Origin of the sequence: Candidatus Sulfotelmatobacter sp., from assembly GCA_036500765.1 — a bacterium.
GTDB lineage: Bacteria > Acidobacteriota > Terriglobia > Terriglobales > Acidobacteriaceae > Sulfotelmatobacter.
On sequence record DASYBM010000011.1, the window covers coordinates 253,341 to 278,334 of the forward strand.

Sequence of the window (24,994 nt, forward strand, 5' to 3'; positions counted from 1 at the left end):
CGGTTATAATCGTCCTTCCGCAATGGTCCTTCGTCGATGATCTTTGGGATTTTCACCGTTCCTGCGGTTCATCTTTTTTGGCGTGCGCTCTTGCTTCTTGCGGCTGCGGGTTCGTTTACTTCCACCGTCTATCTGGTCATGACTCTGGTGGCAACTTCCCGTCATGTGCGCCGAGCGCGACCGGCGCGGGCGGCCGCAGCCGCAACACCCCCCCAGTCGCTGCCGCCGGTTACGATCTTCAAGCCTGTCCACGGTATCGAAGAACAACTGGCAGCCAATCTGGAGAGTTTCTTTCAGCAGGACTATCCCGACTACGAAATCATCTTTGGGGCGCGAGATTCGAATAACCCGGCCGTTAAGATCGCCGAAGAAGTCCGCACGCGTTATCCGCACATTCGCAGCAGAATCGTTATCTCGGGACCCCCGATGTGGCCGAGCGCCAAAGTGTTCTCGCTCGATAAGATGATCGCAGTCTCCTTGCGGTCCTACTTCATCATCAGCGACAGCGACGTGCGGGTGACGCCCGATTTTCTGCGCAACACGATTCCGCCATTGCTTGACCCAGCGGTCGGACTGGTCACTTGCATGTATCGCGGCATTCCGGCTTCGGATTTCTGGTCATGGCTCGAGGCGTTGGGACTCTCGGTGGAAATGTCATCTGGCGTGATGGTTGCGGACATGATGGAGGGCATGCGCTTTGCCCTGGGCCCGGCGATGGCCGTGCGCCGTGACGCCATCGATGCCATTGGTGGCATCGCCGCTATCGCCGATTATTACTCGGACGATTTCGAATTAGGCAATCGCATCTGGGCGAAGAATTACAAAGTGGTTTTGTCGCACCACATTGTCCGCAACGTTCTGACGTCGCGCTCGTTGTTGCGCACCCTTGGCGATCAACTGCGCTGGATGAAGAGCACGCGCTATTCGCGCCCCGCAGGCCACGCGGGGACCGGCCTCACTTACGCCGTGCCGTTTGGTCTCCTGGGACTGCTCGCCGCCGGGGCACTTGGTCATTGGCGGCTCGGAATCGGTCTGCTCGGACTGGCCTGCCTGAATCGCATGATCCAGTCGGTCGTGGTGGGATGGTTCGTAGCGCGCGATCCGCGCGCGGTCGGTTATTGCTGGCTTTACCCTCTGCGTGATCTTTTCGGTTTCGTGGCGTGGGCGATCAGCTACACCAGCCGAGATTTCTATTGGCGCGGAGAGATGTACAGGTTCGGCAATGGCGGAAAAATTACGGCGCTGCAAAGGCCGCGAGTCGGTTAAGTAGCGCCGCCCTCTCGCCGAGCCGCGCCCGTAAGCGAGAACGTGGCGAAACCTTCTGACGGAAGTTTAGCTTTCGGCGCCGAGGGCGAGACGCCTTCGGGACTGCCGCCGGGACGGCGGCGCTACGAAGGAATGCGCGTCAGCCGTCCCTGCTTCAGTTCAAAGCGATCGCCGCGCCAGGTGACGGTGTGTCCAGCGAAACTTGCAACCCAAACTGCGACTGCGATGAAATCGCGGATCGGAAGCAGCCATAAGTTCTTCGTCAGACGCGCATCGCGCAACACGGACCTTCCAATTACCAGGGCCACGATCGATCTCAGCAAAAGCATAACCCCCAGAATCGCCCACGACCATGCCGCCGCGCCGGCCGCGATCAAGGCGAGCAATGCCCACATAAGGCCGTACGTTGAAATCAGCCCGATGTAGCCTCCTTTGCGCGCGTCGCGCACGCCGCGTGCCCAGCGCAATTGATGAGCCCAGAACCCTCGCAGGTCATACGCCGGAAGGCGCGTCTCGACGACCACGTCGGAAAGTTGCACTTGCAAGCCGAGATCGGCGATCCGGCGCCCGATTTCGTAGTCGTCGGCGAGAAAGTCAACAATCGCTCGGAACCCGCCAATTTGCGCGAGATCACTTCGACGGAACGCGAGCGTCGATCCTAGTCCAAAGCGAAGTCCGCCCTCGAGTTGACGCGCGACCAGCACGCCCGGACAAAAGTCTGTGCTGATGCCCAGAGCCTCCAATTGCGATCCCAATGTATTCGCAGCGACGCCGACGTACAAACACGTCACCATCCCCACGCGCTCATCGGCGAGCGGGGCGACGATTCGCCGCAGATAATCGGGCTCCACGCGAATGTCGCTGTCATTGACGATCAGGTGTTCGAAGTGCGCTGCCGGCAACATCTGTTCCAGGTTGCTGACCTTCACATTCGGCCCGAGTTTATTCGCCGAGACGACCAGGCGAATCGTGTGGCTCGGAAACTCCCGCTGTAATTGCCGGACGCTGGCCACCGCCGGGTCGTCGGAATCGCTGACGCCAAAAATGATTTCGTATTCGGGATAGTTTTGCAGGCAGTGACTGCGAAAGCTTTCGTAAATGTCAGGGTCGCTGCCCTTCAGCGGCTTAAGAATCGAAACCGGAGGAAGAGCCTTTGTGGGGCGGACAATTCCGTCCGCCTCTTGCCGCCGAAGAAATGCCCGCGCACTCCGCAAGCAGATCAAATAATAGATCGAACTCGACAGGCAGCCGACGCAAGCAACTATGATCGTGGCGGAGTGGAAGATCCTGACGATGTCGTGCATCATGCGCGAAGGCAGGCCAATTATTCGTATCGCAACGATTCTATCGGATCCAGATTCGCCGCTTTCCACGCCGGATAGATCCCAAAGATGAGGCCGACTGCGGCGGCCGCGCTGAAGCCGAACGTAGTCCAGAACATGGACATGCGGGCTGGCAACGAAGGCCACAGGAAAGGGATTACCCAGACGACCAGCGCGCCGGCGCTTACGCCGATGATGCCGCCGACCGCGGTCAGCATGATGGCCTCAAGCGTAAACTGCAAAAGAATATCGCGTTTGCGCGCGCCAATCGCCTTGCGCACGCCGATCTCGCGGGTGCGTTCGGTCACACTGACCAGCATGATGTTCATTACGCCCACACCGCCCACAATCAGTGCAACACTGGAAATCGCAAACATGCCCACGAACAGCGCGCCGGTAATCTGGTTCCATGCGTCGGAGATGGAGTCGGACGTGAACACGGCGAAGTTGTCCGGCTTATCGACGGGAACTCTACGCCGCCGCCGCAGCAGTTCGCGAATCTCGTCGATGGCCTTCGGCACATCGTCATGCGACGTGGCTTTTATGCTGATCCAGTGCTGCTTGATTTCCGGATGCAACTTGCGCAGCGTACTGAGGGGCAAGATGATTTTGTTGTCTTCCGGATTCTTGCCGCCGCCGAATACAGCCTTCACCTGCTTCATAACTCCGATTACGGTAAAGAGTTGGCCTTCAATGTTGACTTCTTTCCCGAGCGGGTCGGTAACGCCGAATAATTCGTCCGCCGTTTCGGAGCCGAGCAAGACCACAGTGGAGCGATGATCCTCATCCACATCGCTGAACCAACGTCCGGTCGCGATTTCAAGATCGAAGACGTCTTTGGCTTCGGGCTGATCGCCTTCGAGAATCGTGTTCTTCGCCTTCTTGTCCTGATATTTCACGGCAAACGATCCAATGCCCAGCTCAGGACGGAAATAACGAACGCCCGCGTTGACCGCTTTAACGTGCGGCAGATCTTTCATGGCAATGGCATCATCGGCGGTGAGTTCTTTGCGCGTGCGCATCTCTTCGGTGGGGCGACCGAAGGTGAAGGGCTCAAGATGGAAGGCGAAAACGACGTCGGAGCCGATGCTGCTGACAATGTCGCGAACGTTGTCGTCGAGCCCGCGCCCGATCGACGATACGCCGATGACAACCGCGACTCCAATCACGATCCCGAGCACGGTCAGCGCCGAACGCAGCTTGTTGCCGCGAATGGTATCGCCCGCCATGCGAAGCACTTCTCCGAATTCATCTTTGCGAATCATAAGAGATTGTGTAATTAAGTAATTTTGTAATCGGGTAATTGGAAATCCATGAGTCCGATGTTCAATTAGACAATTACAAAATTACCCCAATTACTAAATTCCTTCACATTTCAAATCGCAGCGCCACAATCGGATCAAGCCGGGCGGCTTTGCGCGCCGGATACACGCCGAAAAATACTCCTACGCTTGCCGACACCAGCAGGCCCGCCGCGACTGCCCACAACTTGATGGACGATGGCATCCCGATCAAAAGGGTAACCAATTCGGCCACCGTCGCGCCCGTGAGCACTCCCAGAATGCCGCCGATCAGAGCCAGAATCACGGCTTCGATCAGAAACTGCAAAAGCACGTCGTCCCGCCGCGCGCCCAGCGCTTTGCGGATGCCAATTTCGCGAGTCCGCTCGGTCACCGAGACCAGCATGATGTTCATGATCACAATGCCGCCGACCACGAGCGAGACCGCGGCAATGCCGATCGTCGCCATGAAAAACGTGCTGCTTAGCCCGGACCAGATTCCGAGCAGGCTGGCATTGGTTTCGATTTCAAAACTGTCTTCTTCGCCGGGACGATCGTGCCGATGGGCCCGCAACGCTATGCGCGCTTCGTCGATTGCCTGGTTCAGCGGAGCGCCAGTCGCAGTTGCCTTTCCCCAAATTCCAATGCTGCTGTTATGCGATCCGTACTGCTTCAGGTAAACAGTCACGGGGATGAGAACATAATTATCCGCACTCTGCCCTAGAGTTTTCCCTTTCTTTTTTCCCACGCCGATGACCTGGTAGGTCCAGCCGTCCACACGAATTTCCTGGCCCAGCGGATCGGCGCCACCCAGCAGATGTTCCACAATGTCGGTGCCGACCACGGCTACCTGAAGATGATTCTCGAGGTCGGTATCGTTCAGCATGCGCCCATAGGTCAAGTCGGTATCGAGAATCGAGGCGATCGATGGAGTGATGCCCTGGATCGTCGTGTCGCTAATCGATTGTTCGTTGTGCTTGACGCGGCCCGTACCGCGCATCAACGCGCCGACATACTCGCAGTGGCGGCAAGCTTCGAGCACGGCCTGGTAGTCCTCGAGCACAAGGTTCTTGCGCTTTTCCGCAATGAGAAGATGCTCGACGTTGGTCTCGACCGGCGACATTTTGCCGATGATGAAGACGTCCGCGCCCAGATTGAAAATCTTGGTAGCGACGTAATCCTGAATTCCCGAAACGAAGGTGACGACGGCGATGACCGCCGCAATGCCAATGACCACGCCAAGCAGCGTGAGGACAGAGCGCAGCTTGTTCGCCCACAGCGAGCGCAACGCGATTCGGATGGCTTCGGCGATGTTCATAAACTCGGCTTCCGGCTCTCGGGCTTCCGGAAATTGCAGGTGTCGAACGGAATCAAGTTTACCAGTCTATTCCGAGGTTCCGAAGTAAAAGGTGCCCAGAAGCCAGAAGCCGGAAGTCGCATATAATCATCCTGTAGGCAGCCGGACCGGACGGCCGCTCTCCGTATCTTTGCTGGAAACGGCGAGGGCGTGGAGGGAGGAAAGTCCGAACTCCGCAGAGCAGTGTGCCGGATAACGTCCGGGAGGCCGGGTTCAAGCCCGGTTGACGGAAAGTGCCACAGAAAACATACCGCCTCGGCCTTCGCGGGCTGCGGTAAGGGTGAAAAGGTGCGGTAAGAGCGCACCGCCGCGGCAGTAATGCAGCGGGCAGGGCAAACCCCACACGGAGCAAGACCAAATAGGGAGGAAGTCTCGCCGTCGCTGTAAGTTCTTGGCCGCGTGGCGAAGAACTTAGAGCGACGGCGGGACACGTGCCGGCTCGGCGCGTCAAACCTTCGGGTAGGTCGCTAGAGCCGCACAGCAATGCGCGGCCCAGAGGAATGGCCGTCCAGCAGGAGCAATCCCGCGGACAGAATTCGGCTTACAGGTCCGGCTGCCACAACTCATTGTTACCTGCATACTCATTTCTTAACCAACTTCCTCCCAGCGATTTGGCGCAGCCTTGCATCAGCCCATGTCCAAGAAAGGAAGGATCGTCATCTGCACGGTGAAAAAGAGCTCGGGACAGTGGAAATAGGCGGCAGTAGCAGTTGCGGATCAATGCAGCTCTGTGGGAAGGGACGCAGGGGAAATTGCAGAAGGTGATTTTCCGGCTCGGGGCTAGACCCCGTAAAACGTTAACTTAACATTCCTTCCGGTTTGCCGGTGACTCGGACGTACTTCCATCAGTTTCCGCTAAAAGCTGGTGTGGCGATGTCACTTCGATGAGTGCCCAACCATCAATCAGATAGCAGCAAACGAGATTTCCGAGTGGCTGAGTTTTCACCACGAGCGCATGGGGATGCGTTCCTGAACGTCCGTTCCCGGGTTGAACTCGTGAACCTACGTCCGACCCTATCCAAAGTGAGTGGCACCCAAATGGCGAAGCTGGAGGTATATCGGAAACATTTTCCGTCGCTCCGACGATATTGGCGCAGGGTCGCTTCAGGTCGAGACGCGACGTTATAATGTCCTTATGTCAGCGGCGGGTGGCTCTCCTCTTTATGCGCGGGTTGAAACGGTCCTCGCCGGCGAGATTACCGATGGAGACCTGAGGGTCGGCGACCAACTGCCGACTGAAGACAGCCTCATTGCGCGATTCGGGGTCAGTCGCATCACTGTTCGCCGGGCTATTCAGAATCTTGTGCGCCGCGGTCACGTCGAGATTCGCCGCGGCAAGGGCACGTTCGTCGCAGCGCCAAAGATCACGCAGGACCTTAAAGATCTCAGCGGATTTGTCGAAGATATGCACGCGCTTGGCCGCAAGCCAACGGCCCGCGTACTCGGTAAAGAAATCGTAACTGCCAGCGCGACCGTGGCACGACAGCTTGCGCTGACAAGAGGCGAACGCGTCGTTAGAATTCGTCGCGTGCGCCTGGCAGATGGCGTTCCCCTCTCCTTCGACGAGACCTACCTGCCGTTAGAAATTGGCAAGAAGATCGCCACGAACAATCTGAAAGTCGAGCCTATCTTTTCGCTCCTTGAACGCAAATACGATGTCCCGCTGATCGAGGCGGAGTACAAGTTGGACGCCGTGGCCGCTGAGAACGAGGTTGCCAGGGCGCTCAAAGTGAAACCACGGAGCCCGATCTTTCGCGTTGAAAGAACTTCCTACTCGACAGGCAACCGTCCAGTCGATTACGAAACACTGCACTACCGGGGAGATCTTGTCCGATTCGTCACACGCCTTGTCCGAAAGGCTTCTGGCTGAAATCTTCCCGTGGCGTGCGCAGCGATCATTTCTTGCTGAAGTAGCGGTCGATAGCCATCGGCCCACAACCACCGAACACGAGCGCCGCGAGGCAAGCAAGATAGAGCAGGTCAACCTCGTACCCAGGCGGGCCGAACTGGGCCCGGCCGGAGGCCACGCCCAACAGCTTGATGGAGCTGAATCCATAGGGGAGATGGACAGTGAAGATTGCTACGAAAAGAAGCCCAGCCATCGCTAGACTAACCAGCGGAACGAAAGCTCCCAGCAAGACTGCCAGGCCGCCGATGAGTTCGGTCAGGATGGTAAGCCATGCCATGAAATGAGGCACCGGCACGCCGATAGCGTGCAGGATGCCCGCGAAGACCTCAGGCCCCTTGTACAGTTTCGCGAAGCCATGCTCCATGAACCCGTAGCCAACAATCAGCCGTAGCGGAATCGGAGCCCAAACAGCGACCGAATGTCTTGTTAAGAATGGAAAGCGGCTGCTCAAGAACGCAAAACGGCTGTTGCCGTCCCGTTTCAAAGATTGAGTAAGTTGGACCATATTCAAAAAGCCTCTCGATTGGTTGATCGTTATCGAACGCGCGAAGCGTCGGAGCGAACTTCGCAACCTTCATCTCTACATATTATGATGTTATAATGTCATTTAAGTTGCAGAATTTCAAAAACTTGTTTGCCGACGTTCTCGCTTCCCGGAGCTGGAATGCCTCGGGAAGAAAGCCTCGTTGGCGATCTCCGTCGATTCACTTCGTCGCATGGCTTCCACATTCTTGCGCATCGGCTGGAAATTCCGCTGCTTGCGATCGACTCCCACCGCAATGCAGTCGATCAACGAAAACGAATTCGAGTGTTTGGCGAGCACGGGAGTGAACACTCCTGAGACAATATTCCCAAATCTCGCCTCCGATATTCGAGACTGTAGTTGGACCCGGACGGCAGCCGTGTGAGAGAATTTTGCGAATAAACGGCGCGTTGGAGCCGAATGCCTGCCTTGATTTCCCGTCAATTTACCGGTTCTTCGGTTTCCCGTCCTGGGCTGGGCGCAGTTCTAATGATCTGCTGGTCGCTGTGTAGCGGTACGGGACAGGCACAAGACGCGCTCAAAAGCGCTCCGCCACAAGAACAGCGAAGCGGGATGAGCACTGGGGTAGCGCATGCTCCTGTGAAGGACGCCCTGTCGCGTCCCATTACGGCAGGTGGTTTTGTCGATGGAGCGCCGGTGGTCTTCCGCGACATCACGCATGAGGCCGGCCTGGACAGGTTTCGGCATAAGTCGGGAACTCCAGAAAAGACCACGATCCTCGAGACTCCCGGCTCTGGTGTTGCTCTGCTTGACTATGACAACGATGGCTGGCTCGACATCTATCTGCTGAACGGATCCACGTTTCCTGCACTGAAGGGCAAGGAGGTTCCTCCCCACGCAATGCTGCTGCACAACAACCGCGACGGCACATTTACCGATGTGACTGAGAAAGCCGGAGTAGCGAACGAGCGCTGGGGATTTGGTGTCGCGGTCGGAGACTTCGACAACGATGGCTGGCCTGACATCTACGTTTCCAATTTTGGCAAGAACCGGCTTTATCACAACAATCATGACGGCACCTTCACGGATGTGGCAGAAAAGGCCGGAGTCAGTTTGGGCGGTTGGTCCACTGGCGCGACGTGGGGCGACTACGACCATGACGGTTTGCTCGACTTGTTTGTCCCTGGCTACGTGAAGTTCGACCCGGACAATCCGCCAATTCCAGGCAAAGGCAATATTCCGCGGGGCTATTGTCAGTTTCGCGGGATTGAGGTGATGTGCGGCCCGCGCGGGCTGCCGGGCGAAAGTGACCACCTGTTCCACAACAATGGGGACGGGACATTCACCGACGTCAGTGTAAAAGCAGGCGTTTCCGATCCGAGAGGATATTATGGCCTCGCCTCGGTATTCATTGACGTGGACGACGACGGGTGGGTTGATCTGGTAGTCGCTAACGATTCTGTTCCCCGATATCTTTACCGGAATAAGCACGACGGTACATTCGAGGATATTAGCTATCTTTCCGGATTTGCCTTAAACGACGAGGGGCGGGAACAGGCGTCCATGGGGATCGGGGTCGGCGATTACAATCGCGACGGTAAAGTTGACTTCTATGTCACTAATTTTTCTGACGACTACAACACGCTTTTTCGCAACGAGGGCGAAGCTAGTTTTTCCGATGTGAGCTTTGCGGCAGGCGTCGGCAACCAGACGATTCCCTTTCTCGCATGGGGAACAAGCTTTCTGGACTATGACAATGACGGTCTTCTGGATATCTTCGTAGCCAATGGGCACGTCTATCCCGGAGTTGATAAGCAAGATTGGGGTACGACCTGGGCTCAACGTCCGCTTTTGTTTCGCAATCTGGATGGATCGCGGTTCGAGGAAGTGCCTGCGGCAACGGGCAGCGGCTTGGCAGATGTGATCTCCGCTCGCGGAGCTGCGTTTGGCGATTTGTTTAATGACGGTCACATTGACGTAATTCTCAATGTGATGGATTCGCCACCCGTGCTTCTGCGCAATGTGGTCAAGAATGCCAATCATTGGTTGACGTTGAAGCTGGTTGGCGGAACCAAGAGCCCGCGCGATGCCATCGGAGCGAAAGTGTTCGTCACCGCGGGCGGCGTGCGCCAACGCGGCGATGTCTTTAGCGGCGCTAGTTATGCGTCCAGTTCGGATCAGCGGCTTCACTTCGGTCTGGGTACGGCCAACAAAGTGGATAAAGCGGAAATCGATTGGCCGAGTGGAAAAAAGGAAGAGATTCGGATTCCGTCCGTCGACCACATTTTCACGGTGGTCGAGGGCAAGGGCATCGTGACACCATGAAGCAGCAACTGCAACTCGCGCTGCTAGCGACGGCCTCCCTTCTTCCTATTTTCAGCTTGATTGCTACTGGACAGCAAGGCTCGACGACGGCCCGTGCCGACCAGGGACCTCCCGGCACATTCGTCGATGTGACGCAGCGGCTCGGCGTCAACTTTCAATACAAGTCGTCGCATACTTCCAGAAAATATCTCCTCGAGACGATGGGAGCAGGAGTCGCTTTGTTTGATTACGACAATGATGGACTGCTCGACATCTACCTGATGAACGGAACGCCTCTCGCTAATCCTACGCCTAAAGGAACGATTCCTCAGAAAACGAGTCCGCAGTACTGGAATCGCCTCTATCACCAGAAGAAAGACGGGACGTTTGAGGATGTCACGGAAAAGGCAGGTCTTCAGGGAGTTGGTTACGGCATGGGGGTAGCTGTCGGCGATTACGACAACGATGGATTCGAGGATCTCTACATCACTGCCTATGGTGGAAACAAGCTATATCACAATAATGGCGACGGCACGTTCACGGACGTAACCCAAAAAACCGGAGTGGGCGGCAGCGGCTGGTCAACCAGCGCAGCCTGGGTGGATTTGGACAACGACGGATTCCTGGATCTGATAGTCCTGCGATATCTGGATTGGGACTTTGATGACTTCTGGTGTGGCGAACACAAGGAAGGCTTTCGCGCTTACTGTCACCCCGATCACTTCAAGCCCATCTCGCCGCTTGTCTATCATAACAACCACGACGGAACTTTTACGGAGGTTGCCGACAGGCTGGGATTCTCCAAACCGGGCAAAGGGCTTGGTCTGGGCATTGCGGATTATGATCGCGATGGTCGGATCGATGTATTTGTTGCCAATGATTCTATGGTCGAGTTTCTCTATCACAACAAGGGAGATGGAACGTTCGAAGACCTTGGCCTGGTCTCTGAAGTGGCTGTGGATATTGACGGGCGGACTTATGCAGGCATGGGAGTGGACTTCGCCGACTACAACAACGACGGCTGGCCGGATCTTGTTGTTACCGATCTTGCGAACCAACGCTACGCGCTCTACCAGAATAACGGTGACGGTTCTTTCAACTATGCCAGCAGCACTGCCGGAATCGGCCAGATGACGCTTTCGCATTCCGGTTGGGGCGTTCGCTTCTTCGATTATGACAACGATGGCTGGAAGGATCTCCTGATTGCGCAAGGTCACGATATGGATACGATTGAACTGACTTCTCCCAACCTGAAATATCGTGAACCGCTGCTGCTGGCTCGCAACACTGGTCACGGATTTATAGATGTATCGGCACAGTCTGGCGATGTTTTCCGCCAAGCCTGGGTCGCGCGCGGACTAGCTATCGGCGATCTGGACAATGATGGACTTCTCGATGCCGTCGTAACCACCAATGATGGCCCAATTCACATCCTTCACAACGAAAGCCAAACGCAGAACCATTGGCTTCTTCTGAATCTAGTGGGACATAAAAGCAACCGCGATGCGATTGGCGCAGAGGTCACGGTTGTGACCACGCACGGCTCACAATCCGCTACTGTATCCACAGCCGGCAGCTATCTTTCCGCGAGCGACAAGCGCGTTCACTTCGGGCTCGGTAAAGACAGGATCGCGGCAAAAATTGAGATTCGCTGGCCCAGCGGCGTCCGGCAGACATTGAAAGACGTCGCCGCGGACAAGATTCTGCAAATCGACGAGCCCGCCAGCTCCAACTCGCCACCAAAATAATGGGTGTACGCCATTCAACAACGCCGGTGCAGGTCGCGGTGATCGTTGCCGGGTTGTTTTGTATTGTTCACCTCACCGCACAAGCCGGCGATGAACTCGATCGGGGCATGACCGATTTCCGAGCCGGAAACTATTCTTCAGCGGCAGCTCGATTTGCTCGGGCAGAATCGGCATCTCCCGGTTCGACCAACGCCCTTCTTTTCGAAGCCAAGTGTTTCGTTCACCTCGGAAACTTCGCGGCTGCGGAAAAAGCGCTTGATAGCTATCTCGCCTCCCATGCCGACTCCGCGGATGCAATGTACTTGCTTGGATTTACGCTGCACCGGCAGAACCGGCCAGCTGAATCCCTTGCCACCTATACTCAGGCAGCCGGGCTTGTGCGGCCTAAGAGTGATGATCTCAAGATCGTTGGCCTGGACTATGTCCTGTTGGACGATTACCCGGATGCGATCAAGTGGTTGGAGAAGTCCGTTGAGTTCGATGCGAACAATGCCGACGCCTGGTACTACCTTGGCCGTGCCTACTACACGAAGGCTCGCTTTTCGGAGGCGCGTAAAGCCTTCCACAAGTTGCTTGATCTCGACCCACGCGACTCCAGAGCTGAGAATAATCTGGGATTGATTTTCGAAACCGAAGGTCAACCTGCCGAGGCTATCGAAGCCTATCGCCAGGCGATCACATGGCAACAGCAAAGTCTCCGGCCCAGCGAGCAGCCTTACGTAAACCTTGGAAGTCTGCTGCTGGAGCAAAGCCAGACGAAAGATGCATTCGAGCCCCTTCAGAGGGCAGTAGCGCTGGCGCCAGGTAATGCGTATTGCCACGTGAAGCTGGGGGAGTACTACCGAAAAACCGCACAATTCGAAAGCGCTCAACGTGAATTGGAGAAAGCGACAGCCCTCGAGCCCGACAACGCCACAACTCACTATCTGCTGGGCCGTTTGTACAAAGAAACTCACGCGATGGATCGTGCCCAAACGGAATTCGATCTTGCCGCCGAGTTGCAGACTCGTGCGGCCCGCTCTCGCCCATCGTCCCCGAACAACTAATTCTTGCCTTGCTTTCTACTGTGGCTTCGGTGGGGGTTGCGGTTCTCTCGGCGCTTGTGGATCCGCGGGGCCTGGCGATCCGTCGGCATCCGGTTGATTCGGATGGTCTGCCCGGTAACGTTCGAGTGATTGCTGCGATTTCTTGGCGGCTTCATCTTTAAGTTGCTGGTAGGTGGCCATCGCACTTCGTGCCTCATCAATGCGACGCAAGCGGCGATATGCAGTGCCGAGTTGATACCAGGCTTGCTCGACGACCTCCGGATCGGTGTCGGTCTTCACGGTAATCTCGAAATGCTTCGTGGCCGCTTCATCGTCGTGCAGGAGCATCTCAGCGCGTCCCAGATTGTAATCCATGTGGATCAGCCCTGGTTTTTCCCGTTGAGCGGCTTCGATCAATTCTTTGCCCTTCGCTCCGTCGCCTTTTTCCACTTCAATGGCGCCTAGTTTGTATCGAGCCAGCACGTTGTGAGGATCGATCTCGAGTTCTTTCTCGAAGGCGGCTTCGGCCTCGGCGATCTTGTTCACAGCTCGATACTCCGATCCTAGTTCTTCGTGCAATCCGGGTTGCGTCGGGGCGAGCTTGACCGCAACTTCATACTCGGCAATCGCATCGGTGTGGCGCTCGGCTTCCGAGTTTGCCTGAGCGAGCACGCGGTGCACCAGCCACGAGCCGGAATTCAATTTGAACATCTCTGCGTAACTGTTCTTCGAAACCAGCAGGTGCGCGCGGCCACGATGATACAGAATGTCCTGGTCGTCTGGTTTCAATTTTGCTGCCCTGTCCAAAGCGTCGGCGGCCTCTTCCGGCTTGTCCTGCGCCAGACACACGACCCCCAGCCACATCCAGGCTGAGGCGTCTTTCGGATCGCTCACTGTTTCCCTGGCAATGGCGCTGTGAGCCTTTTCCAGGCGATTGAGCCGGAACTCTGTGATCCCGAGGAAGAGATTCGCGCCATGCAGATGCGGCTTGAGTGCAACTGCTTTCTCAAAACTGGCGATTGCTTCTTCATAGCGGCCGCGCTCTTCGTTGACCAGGCCAAGATTGAAGTGCGCCTCGGCGAAAGCGGGCGTCTGTTGAATCACCGCAGAGAAGCCTGAGGCGGCCGCATCCAAATCGCCTGCACGCATGGCATCCGTTGCGTGTTCGAATTGCGCCGAAGTTGCAGGCGCTTGCGACTGGAGCAACGACGGAGCGGCCACATGCGCTGCGCTTAATACCAATGCTGTAAGGAATCCGAGGGAGTTGAACAAATATTTTCGGATTTGAGGCAAAAGCATTTTCATAAATTCAGAACAATTCTAAACTGCGCCAAAGGAAAAGGCTGGACGTGAGTCCAGCCTTGAATGCACCAGCCTTGAACGGACCAAGATGAACGAAAGGTATTTAGAACTCGTAGCGCAGAGTCGCCTGAATCTGTCGCGGCTGATTAATGACGCCGTGACCGCCGTTTCCGGGTACGCCGAAGTAGCTGTCGCCGGGATTACCGTCGATAGCGCCGAAGACGTGCCGGTTGAAGGCATTGGGAATATCAAGTTTAAAGAGAATATCCTGGCCTTCGCGTATAGTCGTTCGCTTAATGATGGAGAAATCTTCGTTCTTATAACCCGGACTGCGCCACCAGGAAACGACACTCGGAAGATTTCCGAAGACGTAACCGCCTCCGGCACTGAGCGACGCGGCACTAGGATCGATGTAGGCGGCGCAATTCACAGGCGTTGGATTAGTCGGACTAGCGGCGCTGGCGACGCCGTTATTAAAATTGCAGCCGCTGCTGCTCCATCCGCCCGAAAAGTTCGCGCTTCCGCCCGATACGCTCGTCAGTACGCGCCCGCCATTGGCATTCACCTGGGCCGCAGGCGACCACGATCCGGTTCCAAACGGGCTTACGCCCCCGACGAGGCTGTAGCGATAGTTCCCGCCGCTGAATGGATTTGCGGTCGCATATTCGTTGATTACAGCGGGCGAGCCGCTCTGATAACGATGCGAACCGCTGATCTGCCATCCGCCCAGAACTTTGCTGGGTACGCCGTGGCTGAAGTGCCGCTTTCCCGGTCCAGCCGGCAACTCGTAAAGGTAGCTGACGACAAAGGCGTGGGGAATGTCCTGATAGCTGACTGCTTTTTCACCTCTGAGATTGTACGGGTTCTGCGCCCCGAAAACGTTCGAGTTGAAGCCTGTTTCGGTAGAGAACGAGGAGTCGGCGTCGGTGATGGTTTTGGAATAGGTATAGGACGCCAGCAGGTTCAGTCCGTTGCGGAAACGGCGCTCCAATTTGGTCTGCAAGGCATTGTAGGTGGACTGTCCCAGGTTCTCGAGGCAGCAGTTGGTCGTGATCGTGCCGTACTGGGGGAACGGCCGCAGAAGCTGGCCAATCACATTCGATGAACTACCACTGCCCCAGCCCGGAGTGAACCAGGAAGGCACGCTGATTCCAAGCGAACTCAGAATTGCCGGCCCGTTGTTTCCATCGGAGCCGTCGACTTGGTATCCCAATGCCGTGCCGAGGCTATTGTATATTGGATTCGGAGTGTTGATCTGAGCCAGATTCGAACGCAGGCGCGTGCCATGTTGTCCGATATAACCGATGGCGAAGATCAAATCCGGGGCCAGTTGATGCTGGATTTCCAGGTCCCAATTTTGCACCATGCCCGGACGCCCATAACTGGGGGCTACGTAGTACAGGCCGTTTTGCGTGAATGTATTCAGAGCCGGATCCTGCGCGTTGCTTGGGGGCGTATAGGAGGGGAAGCCCGAGTCCAGCGACTGCACCGGCGTGAAATGATCGGCGTTCTGAAAGTTCGGGCTGGCAGTGGTACCGCTGCTCAGGTTGCTTCCGAAATCAGAGTAAGTCAGCGGCGCATAGTAAATTGTGTACGCGCCACGGACGACTGTGTTCTTAACGAAATCCGGAGAGTATGCAAATCCAATGCGCGGACCGAAGTTCTTGAAATAGGTTTTAGCTCCGGTGGCGCCTTTGCCATAAATCAACGCTCCGGGTTGACCCGGGGTATCGGGATTGGTTGCAGTCAAAGACAGAACCGATTGTGCACCGAGGGCTTCATGCCGTGGGGTTTCAATATCCCAGCGCAATCCCAGGTTGAGGGTGAGATTCGGACGAATCTTGAAATCGTCCTGGGCATAAAGCGCATAGTAGTTCTGTGCCCACCGGGAATAATGGGAGGCCACTTGCAGGCCTTCCTGGTCTGGCTGGCCCAGGAGGAAGCTGGCGAATGGGTCGCCGGTCAGCGACGAGTTGGGATTCTGACTGGGAGGCGTAAACGAAGTCTCGTAGCTCTGAAAGGTATAGGCAGGCGACGATGCCCCCGGAGACTCGACCGAATACTGGTAAGACCTCCAATCAAAACCAAAACGGAACGCGTGTCGACCCTTGATCCATGACACGCTGTCGGCCAGGACCAGAGCGTTGGGAATCTGAAGAGTGTCGTTGTTGTCGCTCCAGTTGCTATACGAAGTGTTGTATTGCGCACCGTTGAAGTTGAACTGCGGAAAGGTCGGCCCGCTGGCTCCGCCGATGCCGAGAACGCTCTCCCAGTCGGACCCATTTACGCTGGGCGCTTTGGCCGCTGTGTAGACGCGGTTTAACCCGACGGTCAGATGGTTCAGCACGGAAGGAGTGGCGATGTAGTCCCATCCCAGGCGGAAGTAATGCGTAAAGTAGTAGTTGTAATAATTATTGGGGGTGAGCGGCGCGGGCAAATCGTAGCTCAGCGCATTAAGAAAATTCTGCTCGCGGCTGTGATAGGAAAAGAACAGCTTATTCTTCTCCGTAAGATTCTCATCAATCCGAAAGCTGGTCTGGGTGGTGACGATGCTTTCCGCGCCCGCCGGATTGAGGTAGTTCGCCTGCGTTCCGCCAACTCCGAGGCTGTTGGAAGTGCCGCCAAGATTCGCCTGCGGCAGATAACCCAGCGCTTTTTGCGCGACAGCGCTGATGTTGGTGATTTTGTTTCCCGCAAACGGCAGGCGGCAAGTCTGCCCAGCGACCGTTTGCGTAGTCGAGGGGTCGAAAATCTGTCCCTGAAGAACTTGCTGCCCTGTGCAGGGATTAATGATCGGATTGTTGCTGCTGTCGACCAAGCCCGGACCCAGCAAGGCTGAAAAATCGCCGCCCCGCTCGGCAGTCGTGGGCAAGGTGAGCACGTCGTTGGTCAGCCCTTGACGCTTGCGAAACTGCTCCCAGGCAAAGAAGAAGAAAGTCTTGTCGTGCCCATTGTAGAGCCCTGGAATTCGCACTGGACCACCGAGCGACCCGCCAAAGTCGTTCTGGTGGTCCGCTGGCTTCGGCGTGATGGACTCCAGTGCCGCCATGTTCGTCGGATTGGCAGCATTCCAGGCGTTGATCTGGGCATTGTCGTACCGGGCCAGCGCATTGTTAAAATCGGTGTTCCACGAATTCGCGTCCAGAGCTTGATTGCGAAACAGATCGAAGACGCTTCCATGATATTGATTCGTCCCCGACTTGGTAGTGAAGCTTTCGACACCGCCAGAAGTGTGGCCGAACTGCGCGGAGGGTGTGGAGGTTGTGACTTTGAACTCAGTCAAGGCTTCGACCGAAGGCGCTGTCTGGTCAAACGCACTGCCGGAGTCCGATCGCTGCACGCTGGCGCCGTCCAGCAGGATTTCGGAGCCGAAGTTTTGACCGCCGGAGATTTTGGTCTCGTAAACGCCGGCTGAGGCGTGGTCGCCGGCGGTGCCTTGCCCAATGGTTCCGGGCAGCAAGAAAATGAAGGTTTCAGGGGAGCGCACGAAGCTCTGTCCCGTGTTACCCAGCGATAAAGGCAGGTCGTGAATCTGTTTGTCCCCCACGACAGTGCCGATGTCGGAGCTGTCAGTCTGTACCGTAGGAGCGTCGGCGAGAACTGACACTTCCTCCTGCACGTTTCCGGGCTGGAGGGTGATGTTCAGGGAAGAGACGGTGTTGATTTGGATTTCAACTCCCTTTTCCACCGCCATCTTGAAACCGCTGGCTTCGACGGTCACGTCATAGCGGCCAATGGCCAGATCGTTCACGCGATACCCGCCGGAGGACGACGAGGCCGTCTTATATACGCTGCCGGTGTCCACGCCCTTTAGTGTGACCGCCGCCCCGACCACTGCCGCGCCCGAACTGTCCAAAACCGAGCCCGCGATTGCTCCGCGGTCGGATTGAGCTACAGCCGTGTTCAGCGTAATGAAACTCAGAGCCCCCACCAACAATGCCGCGAACGACAGGGTCCGCATACCCATCCCCCCAGAGAAACAAGAAAGTCGCCGACAAGGTTTGGGTAACCTGGTCTGTTGCCACACCGCAACAGACAGGTAACACGCCATGCCACCGACGAAAACGCGTCCGCCTAGTACAAAGCCACTAGTACCCAAATGTCAAGTAAAAGAATTTACGGAACCCGCGTTGCGACGGCATTTAAGCATTTAACTTTCCGATTTGGGCGCGCTGATTGTGATCCACAGTCTGTGCAGAAGCTTGGCCGGTCGAAGTCTCTTGCTCAGAATGCTGAAGCTCGGCTACGAGAGTGCAGTTGGACGAATTCTGGTGTTATTCTGCAACTCAGTTTCGACTGGAGTCGACCGGGCATCGCAGCGTGCAAGAAAACCGCCCATGCTTAGACCGGATTCCACCACCTTGCGGTGGGGAGCTGACCATGCATCCAGTTTTCTGGTCTCGGATCACCGTAGCTTGCTCGTTTCTTTCCATCTTGTTTTGCTGTTGTTTCTCGTGTTCCAAAGGCGGTGCTAACTCGGCGGTGGCCACGACGTCGGGGCCCACGGTGCAGGTGGTTGAGACCACTGGCGATCGCACCATGTTGTTGCTGGCCAAGCCCCGCGTCAGGTTCGGATCAGCCGCCTCCTCCGGTTTGGTCATCGCCGTCAATGACAGCACGAAGTATCAGCAAATGGACGGGTTCGGCGCATCGTTGACAGATTCTTCTGCCTGGCTCATTTCGAATAAACTCACCGCGGCACAACAAACTGCCTTATGGCAGAGCCTGTTTAGCCCGGCGGCAGGCATCGGCCTTAGCTTCCTCCGCCAGCCCATGGGTGCCAGCGATTTTTCGGCCAGCGGTAATTACAGTTACGATGACGTGCCTGCCGGACAGGCGGATCCCAATCTGGCCAGCTTTTCGATCGCGCACGACACGGCCGACATCATCCCGCTTCTGAAGCAAGCCCTGGCGGTGAATCCCGATATCAAGGTTGTGGCTGTGCCATGGAGCCCACCAGCGTGGATGAAAGCTTCTGGCACGATGAATGGCGGCAGGATGAATACGGCGTACTTTCCCAGCCTGGCCCAGTATTTCGTGAAATTCGTCTTGGGATATCAGCAGGAAGGCATCCCGATTTATGCTGTTCTGCCGCAGAATGAACCTTTAAACACCAACCCCACATACCCGACTGAATATCTCGCTGCGACCGACGAAGCCGCATTCATCGGCGGAGACCTGGGACGGGCATTCAAAGCGGCCGGATTGAGTGGTGTGAAGATTCTGGGCTACGACCACAACTGGGACCAGCCGTCTTATCCGGAGGCGCTGCTGGCGAACTCAACCGCGTCCAGTTACTTGGCGGGAACTGCGTTTCATTGCTACGCAGGGAATGTCAGCGCTCAATCCACGGTGGAGGCTGCCTATCCCAACAAGGGCATTTGGTTTACGGAATGCTCGGGGATCACAACGTCGGGTTTCGCAGCCGACTTGGTCTGGTACTCCGAGAATTTGATGATCGGATCCACGCGTAATTGGTCTCGCAGCGTGTCCCTGTGGAATCTCGCTCTGGATCAAAACTCCGGACCGCATAGCGGCGGCTGTCCCAATTGCCGCGGAGTAGTGACGATTGACGATCATGTCTCGCCTTCCACGATCACCAACAATGTTGAATACTACGCGCTCGGGCATTTGGCCAAATTTGTGGTCGCAGGGGCATATCGCATCGATTCCAATACTTTCGGCCCCGGCAGTATTGAAGACGTTGCCTTTCAGAATCCCGATGGATCGATCGTTCTGCTGGTACTCAACTCGGGCACCAGCACCACCAGCTTCACCGTCAGTTGGAACAACCAGAATTTCAGCTATAGCCTGCCCGCAGGTGGGGTCGCTACGTTTCAGTGGAAATGAGCTTCAGTCTTTGAGAAGCCACCAGTATCGATGACAGCCCAGAAGAGCGAGTGCAGACGATATCCAACTTAGGAGCAAGTTCATTCTGATGCGCTAGAAATAGCCACAGTTACTGCGCCGGTGTGATCGTGATGTTCCGAAAGGCAACGTGTCCGGTCTCGCTTCCCTGAAGGTAAATGGGGCCTGGTAAGCCCTCACGACTGTCCAAAGCACCGCCGGTGATGCCGGGGATCTCCTGCTTATCGATAATCGTCTGCCCATTCTGCACCACTGTAATCATTCGCCCTACCAAAGTAATGTCATAGCTCTGCCACTCTCCTGGCCTCCGCGGTTGTTCCGGCGAGGCGGCGATGAAGCCATAGATACCCCCGGTGCGCATGGTCGGCCCCTCTGGTTCAGGATCATCCTCAATTTGGAGTTCGTATCGACCACGCAGGTAGACACCGCTGTTCGACCCGCGTGCACAATTGAATTCAACATGTAACTTGAAATCGTTGAATTTCGCATTAGAAATCAATTCAGGCCCGTGCCCGGGACTGACCAGGGTTCCGTCTTCAACCTTCCATGGTGCAGTTGCGTTGGGATCGCTCGGCATCCACCCGGACAGGTCCTTGCCGTTGAACAACGACATTGGCCTCCCCCATTTCGGCGCGCTCGTTCTCACTAGGCCAGGTGCTCTGAGACCCGTCCATTGCCATTGCGTACCGTCAGGCCCGGTCGTCGTTCCGGCCAAGGTGTTGCCAGACAGCTTGCCCTCGAACACCATGTCGTCTTTTCTTTCTTCCTCCTCCTTCGGCGAAACGAATGTGATGCGATCGTTTGAGACCTCAACTTTCGGAAGGTCCCGGGCGTGTCCCCAACGACTCACCAGTCGCGCTTTGAAATGTCCCTCTTCCCGAGTGATTTCCAACCAGGAGGGGGCCTCGCGCTGCGGAGTCTTAAGGGTTAAATCCCACCGACCGAGAAACGATTGGCCACTGCTCTGAGAAGGATTCTCGGCCGCGCCATAAAATGGCAGCAAAATCATAAGGATCAAAATTGCAAACACCAACACTTTTGGCCGAGCAGTCATATGTTCGCCTCTGGTTCAGCGAGTATTTGGCCATAAGATCATCGCAATCACAATAAGAATCTGGCGCTCGCATCTTGGGATGTGCATCTGGGGAAGAGTTGGTATATTCATGTGCCGAGGAGAGAAAGCTATGAATTTCGATCGCTGTACCAAGTCCATGTACAGCAAATGCTGACCTCCGGCTGCATGTCCCACGCACGAGGGCCGAACCATGATGCAGGTGCACGACGAACTGCTCCACGAATTTCAGGAGTTTGCGAAAACCGCTACCACAGCTCAATCCGTCATGGAGCGGATCTGCCAGCGGCTGCACGAAAAGATGACACGCTACAACTGGGTAGGTTTTTACCTGGTGGATCCGGCGGACGATGGCGTCTTGGTGGTTGGGGCTTACGTCGGAAGCTTTACGCCTAACTCGCGGATTCCCCTTAACGCCGGCCTCTGCGGTGCCGCGGCTAGAACCGGGGAATCCGTGGTCGTTGACGACGTCACCAAAGATCCGCGTTATCTGGCGGGATCGCCGCTGGTGAAGAGCGAGATTGTCGTTCCCATCGTGGTGAAGAACAAACTCGCCGCAGAACTTGATGTCGAGAGTTATTTTAGTGGCGCATTCGGGCCGAAAGAAAAGGATTTTGTCGAAGCCTGCGCCGACGTGGTCGCACAATATTTGGCGAAAAAATGACGCGTGGAGAGCGAAATGCACTTCGCGGATGCCAGTTCCGGTATCAACGATGCTCGGCGCCTCGTTGACAGTTCTTTCGGACTCCGTTCCAATAGATCAGTGGATTTAACCTGGGAATTTCGCCCGCAGGTTCGAACCCACGATTTCTAGATTTCAGGAGGCCTGAATGTCAGCACCCAGTCGCCGACCAGAGATTCGGCGGCGCCGTACCCGTAGAGAAAAAATTGTCCAGTTGCGCAAGCGCCTGGCCGCCGCCAAAACCGATGCCGACCGTACCCGCATCACGGCCAAGCTCCACAAACTCTCCATCCTCTCGCCGGGCCAGCCTTTGGTGAAATAGGGGGCGGGCGGTGGCAATGTCGACGCTTTAGTCTGCCGCATGCTGCTGAGGCGTATGCGGCCCATCATGAGCGATATGGCTATAAGAGACAAGAATGCGCCGCACCGATGTTTCCCAGGAGAACTTCTTAGCCTGCTCGTAACCACGTTCTTTCATGCGCTCGCGCAGAGCGCGGTCCATGAGAACGCGGTGCAGCGCGCGCATGATTTCGAATACGTTTTCGGGATTCACCAGCACCGCCGCGTTGCCAACCACCTCCGGCAGCGAGGACACGTTCGAAGTGACTACGGGAGTGCCGTGCGCCATAGCTTCCAGGGGAGGCAATCCGAAGCCTTCATACAACGAAGGAAAGACGAACATCTTGGCCTCGTCGTAGAAAATTCGCAGCACTTCAATGGGCACGAAACCGAGAAATCGCACATCGTTCTGCACGCCGCTGCGGACCACGGTTCGCCGCAGATCGGGATTGCCGGAAAGATCGTCTCCGATAATGATGAGTTTGAGATCGGGATAGGCCGAATCGCGTTCTAGTTCGGTTTTTAGCGCGGAAAAAGCCTCGATCATACGCACTACATTTTTGTGTGGACTGATTCGTCCAGCATACAGCAGAAAGGGATAAGTCACCTGGTAACGGCGTGCAATCAAGTCCCGATCGGCGGTGCTGGCGTGGCCATGTAGAAAGCGCTCATCAATCGCGTTGTAGACCACTTCGACCCGATCTGACGGAACTTCAAACAGCTTCTCGATTTCCGTGCGGGTGAAATTCGATACGGCAAAAATCCGCGCCGCTCCCGCCAGCACGCGCTTGGTCATGTGAAAATGAAGTGATCGCCAGAACCCGGTTTGCTCGCGGGCGCGCGACATGTGATCCAGCATGTCGTGTACGGTCATTACGTAGGGGCAGGGAAGCATCCGCGGCACCGAAAAAAGATTGGGAATGTGCACCAGGTCGCACTCGATCTGTCTCAGGGCGGTGCGGAATTCGCGGTAGCCTTGAATCGAACGATCCGACGTGAGGAGCGGGACGGTCTGAAAATTGGGCGGCAGTTCTCCGATTTCCTGAACTTTGGCCGGAGAGCCGATCAGCAGAAACTCGTTCTCGTGATCGATTCGGCCCAGTGTCCGAACCACGTTGCGGATGTAGGTACCCACGCCAAACTCGGTCATCCGCCGAATGTCGATGGCGATCTTCACCGCTGGCATTTAACCACAGCGGACACGAGCGAAACGAGAGGAATTATGCCGGCGAATTATGTCCGCACCTCGGCTTGCGCTTTCGCGCGACGGTCTGCATAGAGTGGGAAAGCCTCGCACAGACCAAGAACCTGCTTGCGGACCCGGCTCAGCAAAGCCGCGTCCGTTCTCTGGAGAAGCACTTCGGCAATCCAGCGGCCGATCTGCATCATCTCGCTTTCCTTCATGCCGCGCGTGGTCAAAGCTGGCGTCCCGATCCGGACGCCGCTTGGCTTCATCGGCGGATTGGTATCGAACGGGATGGCGTTCTTGTTCACGGTGATCGCAGCCTCGCCCAGAGCCTTTTCCGCTTCGCTGCCCAGCATGCCCTTCGAAAACACATCGACCAGCATGAGGTGCGTGTCGGTGCCTCCGGAAATAATGCGGAAGCCTTCGTCGGCCAGCGTCTGCGCCAAAACCTTGGCGTTGGCAACCACTTGCCACGCGTAGTCGCGGAACTCAGGTTGCATCGCCTCCTGAAAACACACCGCCTTCGCCGCCATGATGTGGACCAGCGGCCCGCCCTGCATTCCAGGGAAGACGACCTTGTCGATGGCCTGCGCGAACTCGGCTTTGGAAAGTATCATCCCAGCGCGCGGGCCGCGAAGAGTTTTATGTGTCGTCGAAGTCACAATGTGCGCGTGCGGCACCGGCGACGGATGTGCGCCGCCGGCCACCAGGCCTGCGAAGTGCGCCATGTCGACCAGGAAAAACGCGCCGACTTTGTCTGCAATCTGGCGCATGCGCGAGAAATCAATGGTACGCGGGTAGGCGCTTCCTCCGCCGATGATCAGCTTCGGCCGCTCTTTTTCTGCAATTCTTCCCAATTCGTCATAATCGATGGTTTCCGTTTCCCTGGTCACGCCGTAGGGCACGATCTTGTACGTCTTGCCGGAAAAATTCAGGTGATGCCCGTGCGTCAAATGGCCGCCATGGGCCAGGTTGAGTCCCAGAATCGTATCGCCCGGCTGGAGCACGGCTGCGTAGGCCTCCATATTTGCCTGCGAGCCGGCATGCGGCTGGACGTTCGCGTGTTCTGCGCCGAACAACTGTTTTGCCCGGTCGCGCGCCAGATTTTCAACTACGTCCGCGTACTCGCAGCCCCCGTAATAACGCTTGCCGGGATATCCTTCCGCATATTTATTTGTGAACACCGAACCCGCGGCCTCGAGCACGGCTTCGCTGACGAAATTTTCCGAGGCGATCAGTTCCAGTCCTTCGTGCTGGCGGCGAGTTTCGTTGTCGATCGCAGCGGCGATCTGCGGATCGCTTTCGTGGAGCGGACGGTACATCGCAGCAGTCTGGTTGGGCATGAATTCTTCCGTTCTTAAATTTTTTCGTACATGTTCACGCGCTGGATTTCCATATATCTCTCGGGCATTTTCAGCGGCGTAAATCCCAGCTGCGCATATAAAGAGTGGGCATCGCGAGTCGTCAGGTTCCAGCGCCGCATTCCCTGCAGCGCCGGATGCTGCACAATAAACTCCATCAGCCTCTTGCCCAGTCCGCGCCCCCGATGACATTCCAGAATGAACACATCCGCAATGTAGGCGTATGTCGCGAAATCGCTGATTACGCGGGCAAAGCCGACCTGCGCGCCGGTTCCATCATAAACGCCAAAGCACAATGAGTGCTCGATGGAGCGGGCCACGACTTCGCGCGGAATTCCTTTCGCCCAATAACTTATGGTCGACAGGAACGCGTGAATCACGTTCAAATCGAGACGCGCGCGGTCGGTGCTGATCACGAATCCGCCGCGCTGGCACTCGACGACTGTGACGGGATTGGCGGCCTGAGCGAACTGCATCTCCATATTCTAA

Annotated in this window: 18 protein-coding genes and 1 other RNA gene; 9 read left to right on the forward strand and 10 right to left on the reverse strand. The window is 56.4% G+C overall.

All coding sequences use genetic code 11. The features are described 5' to 3' along the window. Positions 1-36 precede the first annotated feature (36 nt). A complete protein-coding gene (locus VGM18_14650; GenBank protein ID HEY3974242.1) occupies positions 37-1,266 on the forward strand; it encodes a glycosyltransferase in 1,230 nt (409 codons plus the stop codon). 122 nt (positions 1,267-1,388) lie between these two features. Here VGM18_14650 and hpnI read toward each other — a convergent pair whose 3' ends face one another. From hpnI to VGM18_14665, 3 genes are all read right to left on the reverse strand, one after another. Beyond that, a complete protein-coding gene (gene hpnI / locus VGM18_14655) occupies positions 1,389-2,573 on the reverse strand; it encodes a bacteriohopanetetrol glucosamine biosynthesis glycosyltransferase HpnI (protein ID HEY3974243.1) in 1,185 nt (394 codons plus the stop codon). 17 nt (positions 2,574-2,590) lie between these two features. Further along, the gene (locus VGM18_14660; protein ID HEY3974244.1) at positions 2,591-3,853 is read right to left on the reverse strand and encodes an ABC transporter permease; all 1,263 of its coding nucleotides are present in this window, start codon (positions 3,851-3,853) and stop codon (positions 2,591-2,593) included. A gap of 103 nt (positions 3,854-3,956) precedes the next feature. After that, entirely contained in the window at positions 3,957-5,186 is a 1,230-nt protein-coding gene (locus tag VGM18_14665; GenBank protein ID HEY3974245.1) for an ABC transporter permease, read from the reverse strand. A 138-nt stretch (positions 5,187-5,324) separates the two neighbouring features. On the opposite strand from VGM18_14665, the gene rnpB reads away from it, so the two are divergent. Continuing rightward, an RNA gene (gene rnpB / locus VGM18_14670) (RNase P RNA component class A) lies at positions 5,325-5,785 on the forward strand. 575 nt (positions 5,786-6,360) lie between these two features. Next, a complete protein-coding gene (locus VGM18_14675) occupies positions 6,361-7,095 on the forward strand; it encodes a GntR family transcriptional regulator (GenBank protein ID HEY3974246.1) in 735 nt (244 codons plus the stop codon). A gap of 25 nt (positions 7,096-7,120) precedes the next feature. Here the strand turns inward: VGM18_14675 and VGM18_14680 are convergent, their stop codons facing one another. Continuing rightward, on the reverse strand, positions 7,121-7,639 hold the full coding sequence (locus VGM18_14680) for a DoxX family protein (protein ID HEY3974247.1): 519 nt from the start codon (positions 7,637-7,639) through the stop codon (positions 7,121-7,123). Between the two features lie 591 nt (positions 7,640-8,230). Here VGM18_14680 and VGM18_14685 point away from each other — a divergent pair. Genes VGM18_14685 through VGM18_14695 form a run of 3 tightly spaced genes read left to right on the forward strand, consistent with a single transcriptional unit; the run spans position 8,231 to position 12,716 of the window. After that, on the forward strand, positions 8,231-9,943 hold the full coding sequence (locus VGM18_14685) for a CRTAC1 family protein (GenBank protein ID HEY3974248.1): 1,713 nt from the start codon (positions 8,231-8,233) through the stop codon (positions 9,941-9,943). Then, positions 9,940-11,670 carry a CRTAC1 family protein gene (locus tag VGM18_14690; GenBank protein HEY3974249.1) on the forward strand — a complete coding sequence of 577 codons (1,731 nt, stop codon included), beginning with the start codon at positions 9,940-9,942 and terminating at the stop codon, positions 11,668-11,670. Before VGM18_14685 ends, VGM18_14690 begins: the two co-directional genes overlap by 4 nt. Beyond that, positions 11,670-12,716 (forward strand): tetratricopeptide repeat protein, encoded by a 1,047-nt coding sequence (locus tag VGM18_14695; protein ID HEY3974250.1) that lies wholly within the window; start codon positions 11,670-11,672, stop codon positions 12,714-12,716. The genes VGM18_14690 and VGM18_14695 overlap by 1 nt, the downstream gene beginning before the upstream one ends. Before the next feature lie 15 nt (positions 12,717-12,731). Here VGM18_14695 and VGM18_14700 read toward each other — a convergent pair whose 3' ends face one another. Together VGM18_14700 and VGM18_14705 are read right to left on the reverse strand one after the other, a co-directional pair. Next, entirely contained in the window at positions 12,732-14,000 is a 1,269-nt protein-coding gene (locus VGM18_14700; protein ID HEY3974251.1) for a tetratricopeptide repeat protein, read from the reverse strand. Positions 14,001-14,100: 100 nt separating this feature from the next. Next, complete coding sequence (locus VGM18_14705; GenBank protein HEY3974252.1) at positions 14,101-17,958, reverse strand: carboxypeptidase regulatory-like domain-containing protein; 3,858 nt, start codon at positions 17,956-17,958, stop codon at positions 14,101-14,103. Positions 17,959-18,479: 521 nt separating this feature from the next. On the opposite strand from VGM18_14705, the gene VGM18_14710 reads away from it, so the two are divergent. Then, positions 18,480-19,847: a glycoside hydrolase family 30 beta sandwich domain-containing protein gene (locus VGM18_14710; protein HEY3974253.1), complete on the forward strand. Its 1,368-nt coding sequence runs from the start codon at positions 18,480-18,482 to the stop codon at positions 19,845-19,847. A 109-nt stretch (positions 19,848-19,956) separates the two neighbouring features. Here the strand turns inward: VGM18_14710 and VGM18_14715 are convergent, their stop codons facing one another. Further along, the gene (locus VGM18_14715) at positions 19,957-20,919 is read right to left on the reverse strand and encodes a DUF1080 domain-containing protein (protein HEY3974254.1); all 963 of its coding nucleotides are present in this window, start codon (positions 20,917-20,919) and stop codon (positions 19,957-19,959) included. 211 nt (positions 20,920-21,130) lie between these two features. On the opposite strand from VGM18_14715, the gene VGM18_14720 reads away from it, so the two are divergent. Both VGM18_14720 and VGM18_14725 read left to right on the forward strand, forming a co-directional pair. Then, positions 21,131-21,601 carry a GAF domain-containing protein gene (locus VGM18_14720; GenBank protein ID HEY3974255.1) on the forward strand — a complete coding sequence of 157 codons (471 nt, stop codon included), beginning with the start codon at positions 21,131-21,133 and terminating at the stop codon, positions 21,599-21,601. A gap of 166 nt (positions 21,602-21,767) precedes the next feature. Next, positions 21,768-21,941, forward strand: a complete 174-nt coding sequence (locus tag VGM18_14725) for a DUF6800 family protein (GenBank protein HEY3974256.1) — start codon at positions 21,768-21,770, stop codon at positions 21,939-21,941. Positions 21,942-21,968: 27 nt separating this feature from the next. On the opposite strand, the gene VGM18_14730 is transcribed toward VGM18_14725, so the two are convergent. The 3 genes from VGM18_14730 to VGM18_14740 are packed head-to-tail and all read right to left on the reverse strand — an operon-like array spanning position 21,969 to position 24,981. Next, positions 21,969-23,135 carry a glycosyltransferase family 1 protein gene (locus VGM18_14730; GenBank protein HEY3974257.1) on the reverse strand — a complete coding sequence of 389 codons (1,167 nt, stop codon included), beginning with the start codon at positions 23,133-23,135 and terminating at the stop codon, positions 21,969-21,971. Positions 23,136-23,191: 56 nt separating this feature from the next. Further along, positions 23,192-24,487: a serine hydroxymethyltransferase gene (gene glyA / locus VGM18_14735; protein ID HEY3974258.1), complete on the reverse strand. Its 1,296-nt coding sequence runs from the start codon at positions 24,485-24,487 to the stop codon at positions 23,192-23,194. A gap of 14 nt (positions 24,488-24,501) precedes the next feature. After that, positions 24,502-24,981 (reverse strand): GNAT family N-acetyltransferase, encoded by a 480-nt coding sequence (locus tag VGM18_14740; GenBank protein ID HEY3974259.1) that lies wholly within the window; start codon positions 24,979-24,981, stop codon positions 24,502-24,504. Positions 24,982-24,994: the final 13 nt, after the last annotated feature.

Coding starts and splice junctions, on each gene's coding strand:
- VGM18_14675 (HEY3974246.1), top strand. CDS start 6,361: ATGTCAGCGGCGGGTGGCTCTCCTCTTTATGCGCGGGTTGAAACGGTC.
- VGM18_14680 (HEY3974247.1), bottom strand. CDS start 7,639: ATGGTCCAACTTACTCAATCTTTGAAACGGGACGGCAACAGCCGTTTT.
- VGM18_14665 (HEY3974245.1), bottom strand. CDS start 5,186: ATGAACATCGCCGAAGCCATCCGAATCGCGTTGCGCTCGCTGTGGGCG.
- VGM18_14725 (HEY3974256.1), top strand. CDS start 21,768: ATGTCAGCACCCAGTCGCCGACCAGAGATTCGGCGGCGCCGTACCCGT.
- VGM18_14685 (HEY3974248.1), top strand. CDS start 8,231: ATGAGCACTGGGGTAGCGCATGCTCCTGTGAAGGACGCCCTGTCGCGT.
- VGM18_14660 (HEY3974244.1), bottom strand. CDS start 3,853: ATGATTCGCAAAGATGAATTCGGAGAAGTGCTTCGCATGGCGGGCGAT.
- VGM18_14695 (HEY3974250.1), top strand. CDS start 11,670: ATGGGTGTACGCCATTCAACAACGCCGGTGCAGGTCGCGGTGATCGTT.
- VGM18_14715 (HEY3974254.1), bottom strand. CDS start 20,919: ATGACTGCTCGGCCAAAAGTGTTGGTGTTTGCAATTTTGATCCTTATG.
- glyA (HEY3974258.1), bottom strand. CDS start 24,487: ATGCCCAACCAGACTGCTGCGATGTACCGTCCGCTCCACGAAAGCGAT.
- VGM18_14650 (HEY3974242.1), top strand. CDS start 37: ATGATCTTTGGGATTTTCACCGTTCCTGCGGTTCATCTTTTTTGGCGT.
- VGM18_14740 (HEY3974259.1), bottom strand. CDS start 24,981: ATGCAGTTCGCTCAGGCCGCCAATCCCGTCACAGTCGTCGAGTGCCAG.
- VGM18_14705 (HEY3974252.1), bottom strand. CDS start 17,958: ATGCGGACCCTGTCGTTCGCGGCATTGTTGGTGGGGGCTCTGAGTTTC.
- hpnI (HEY3974243.1), bottom strand. CDS start 2,573: ATGATGCACGACATCGTCAGGATCTTCCACTCCGCCACGATCATAGTT.
- VGM18_14690 (HEY3974249.1), top strand. CDS start 9,940: ATGAAGCAGCAACTGCAACTCGCGCTGCTAGCGACGGCCTCCCTTCTT.
- VGM18_14700 (HEY3974251.1), bottom strand. CDS start 14,000: ATGAAAATGCTTTTGCCTCAAATCCGAAAATATTTGTTCAACTCCCTC.
- VGM18_14720 (HEY3974255.1), top strand. CDS start 21,131: ATGATGCAGGTGCACGACGAACTGCTCCACGAATTTCAGGAGTTTGCG.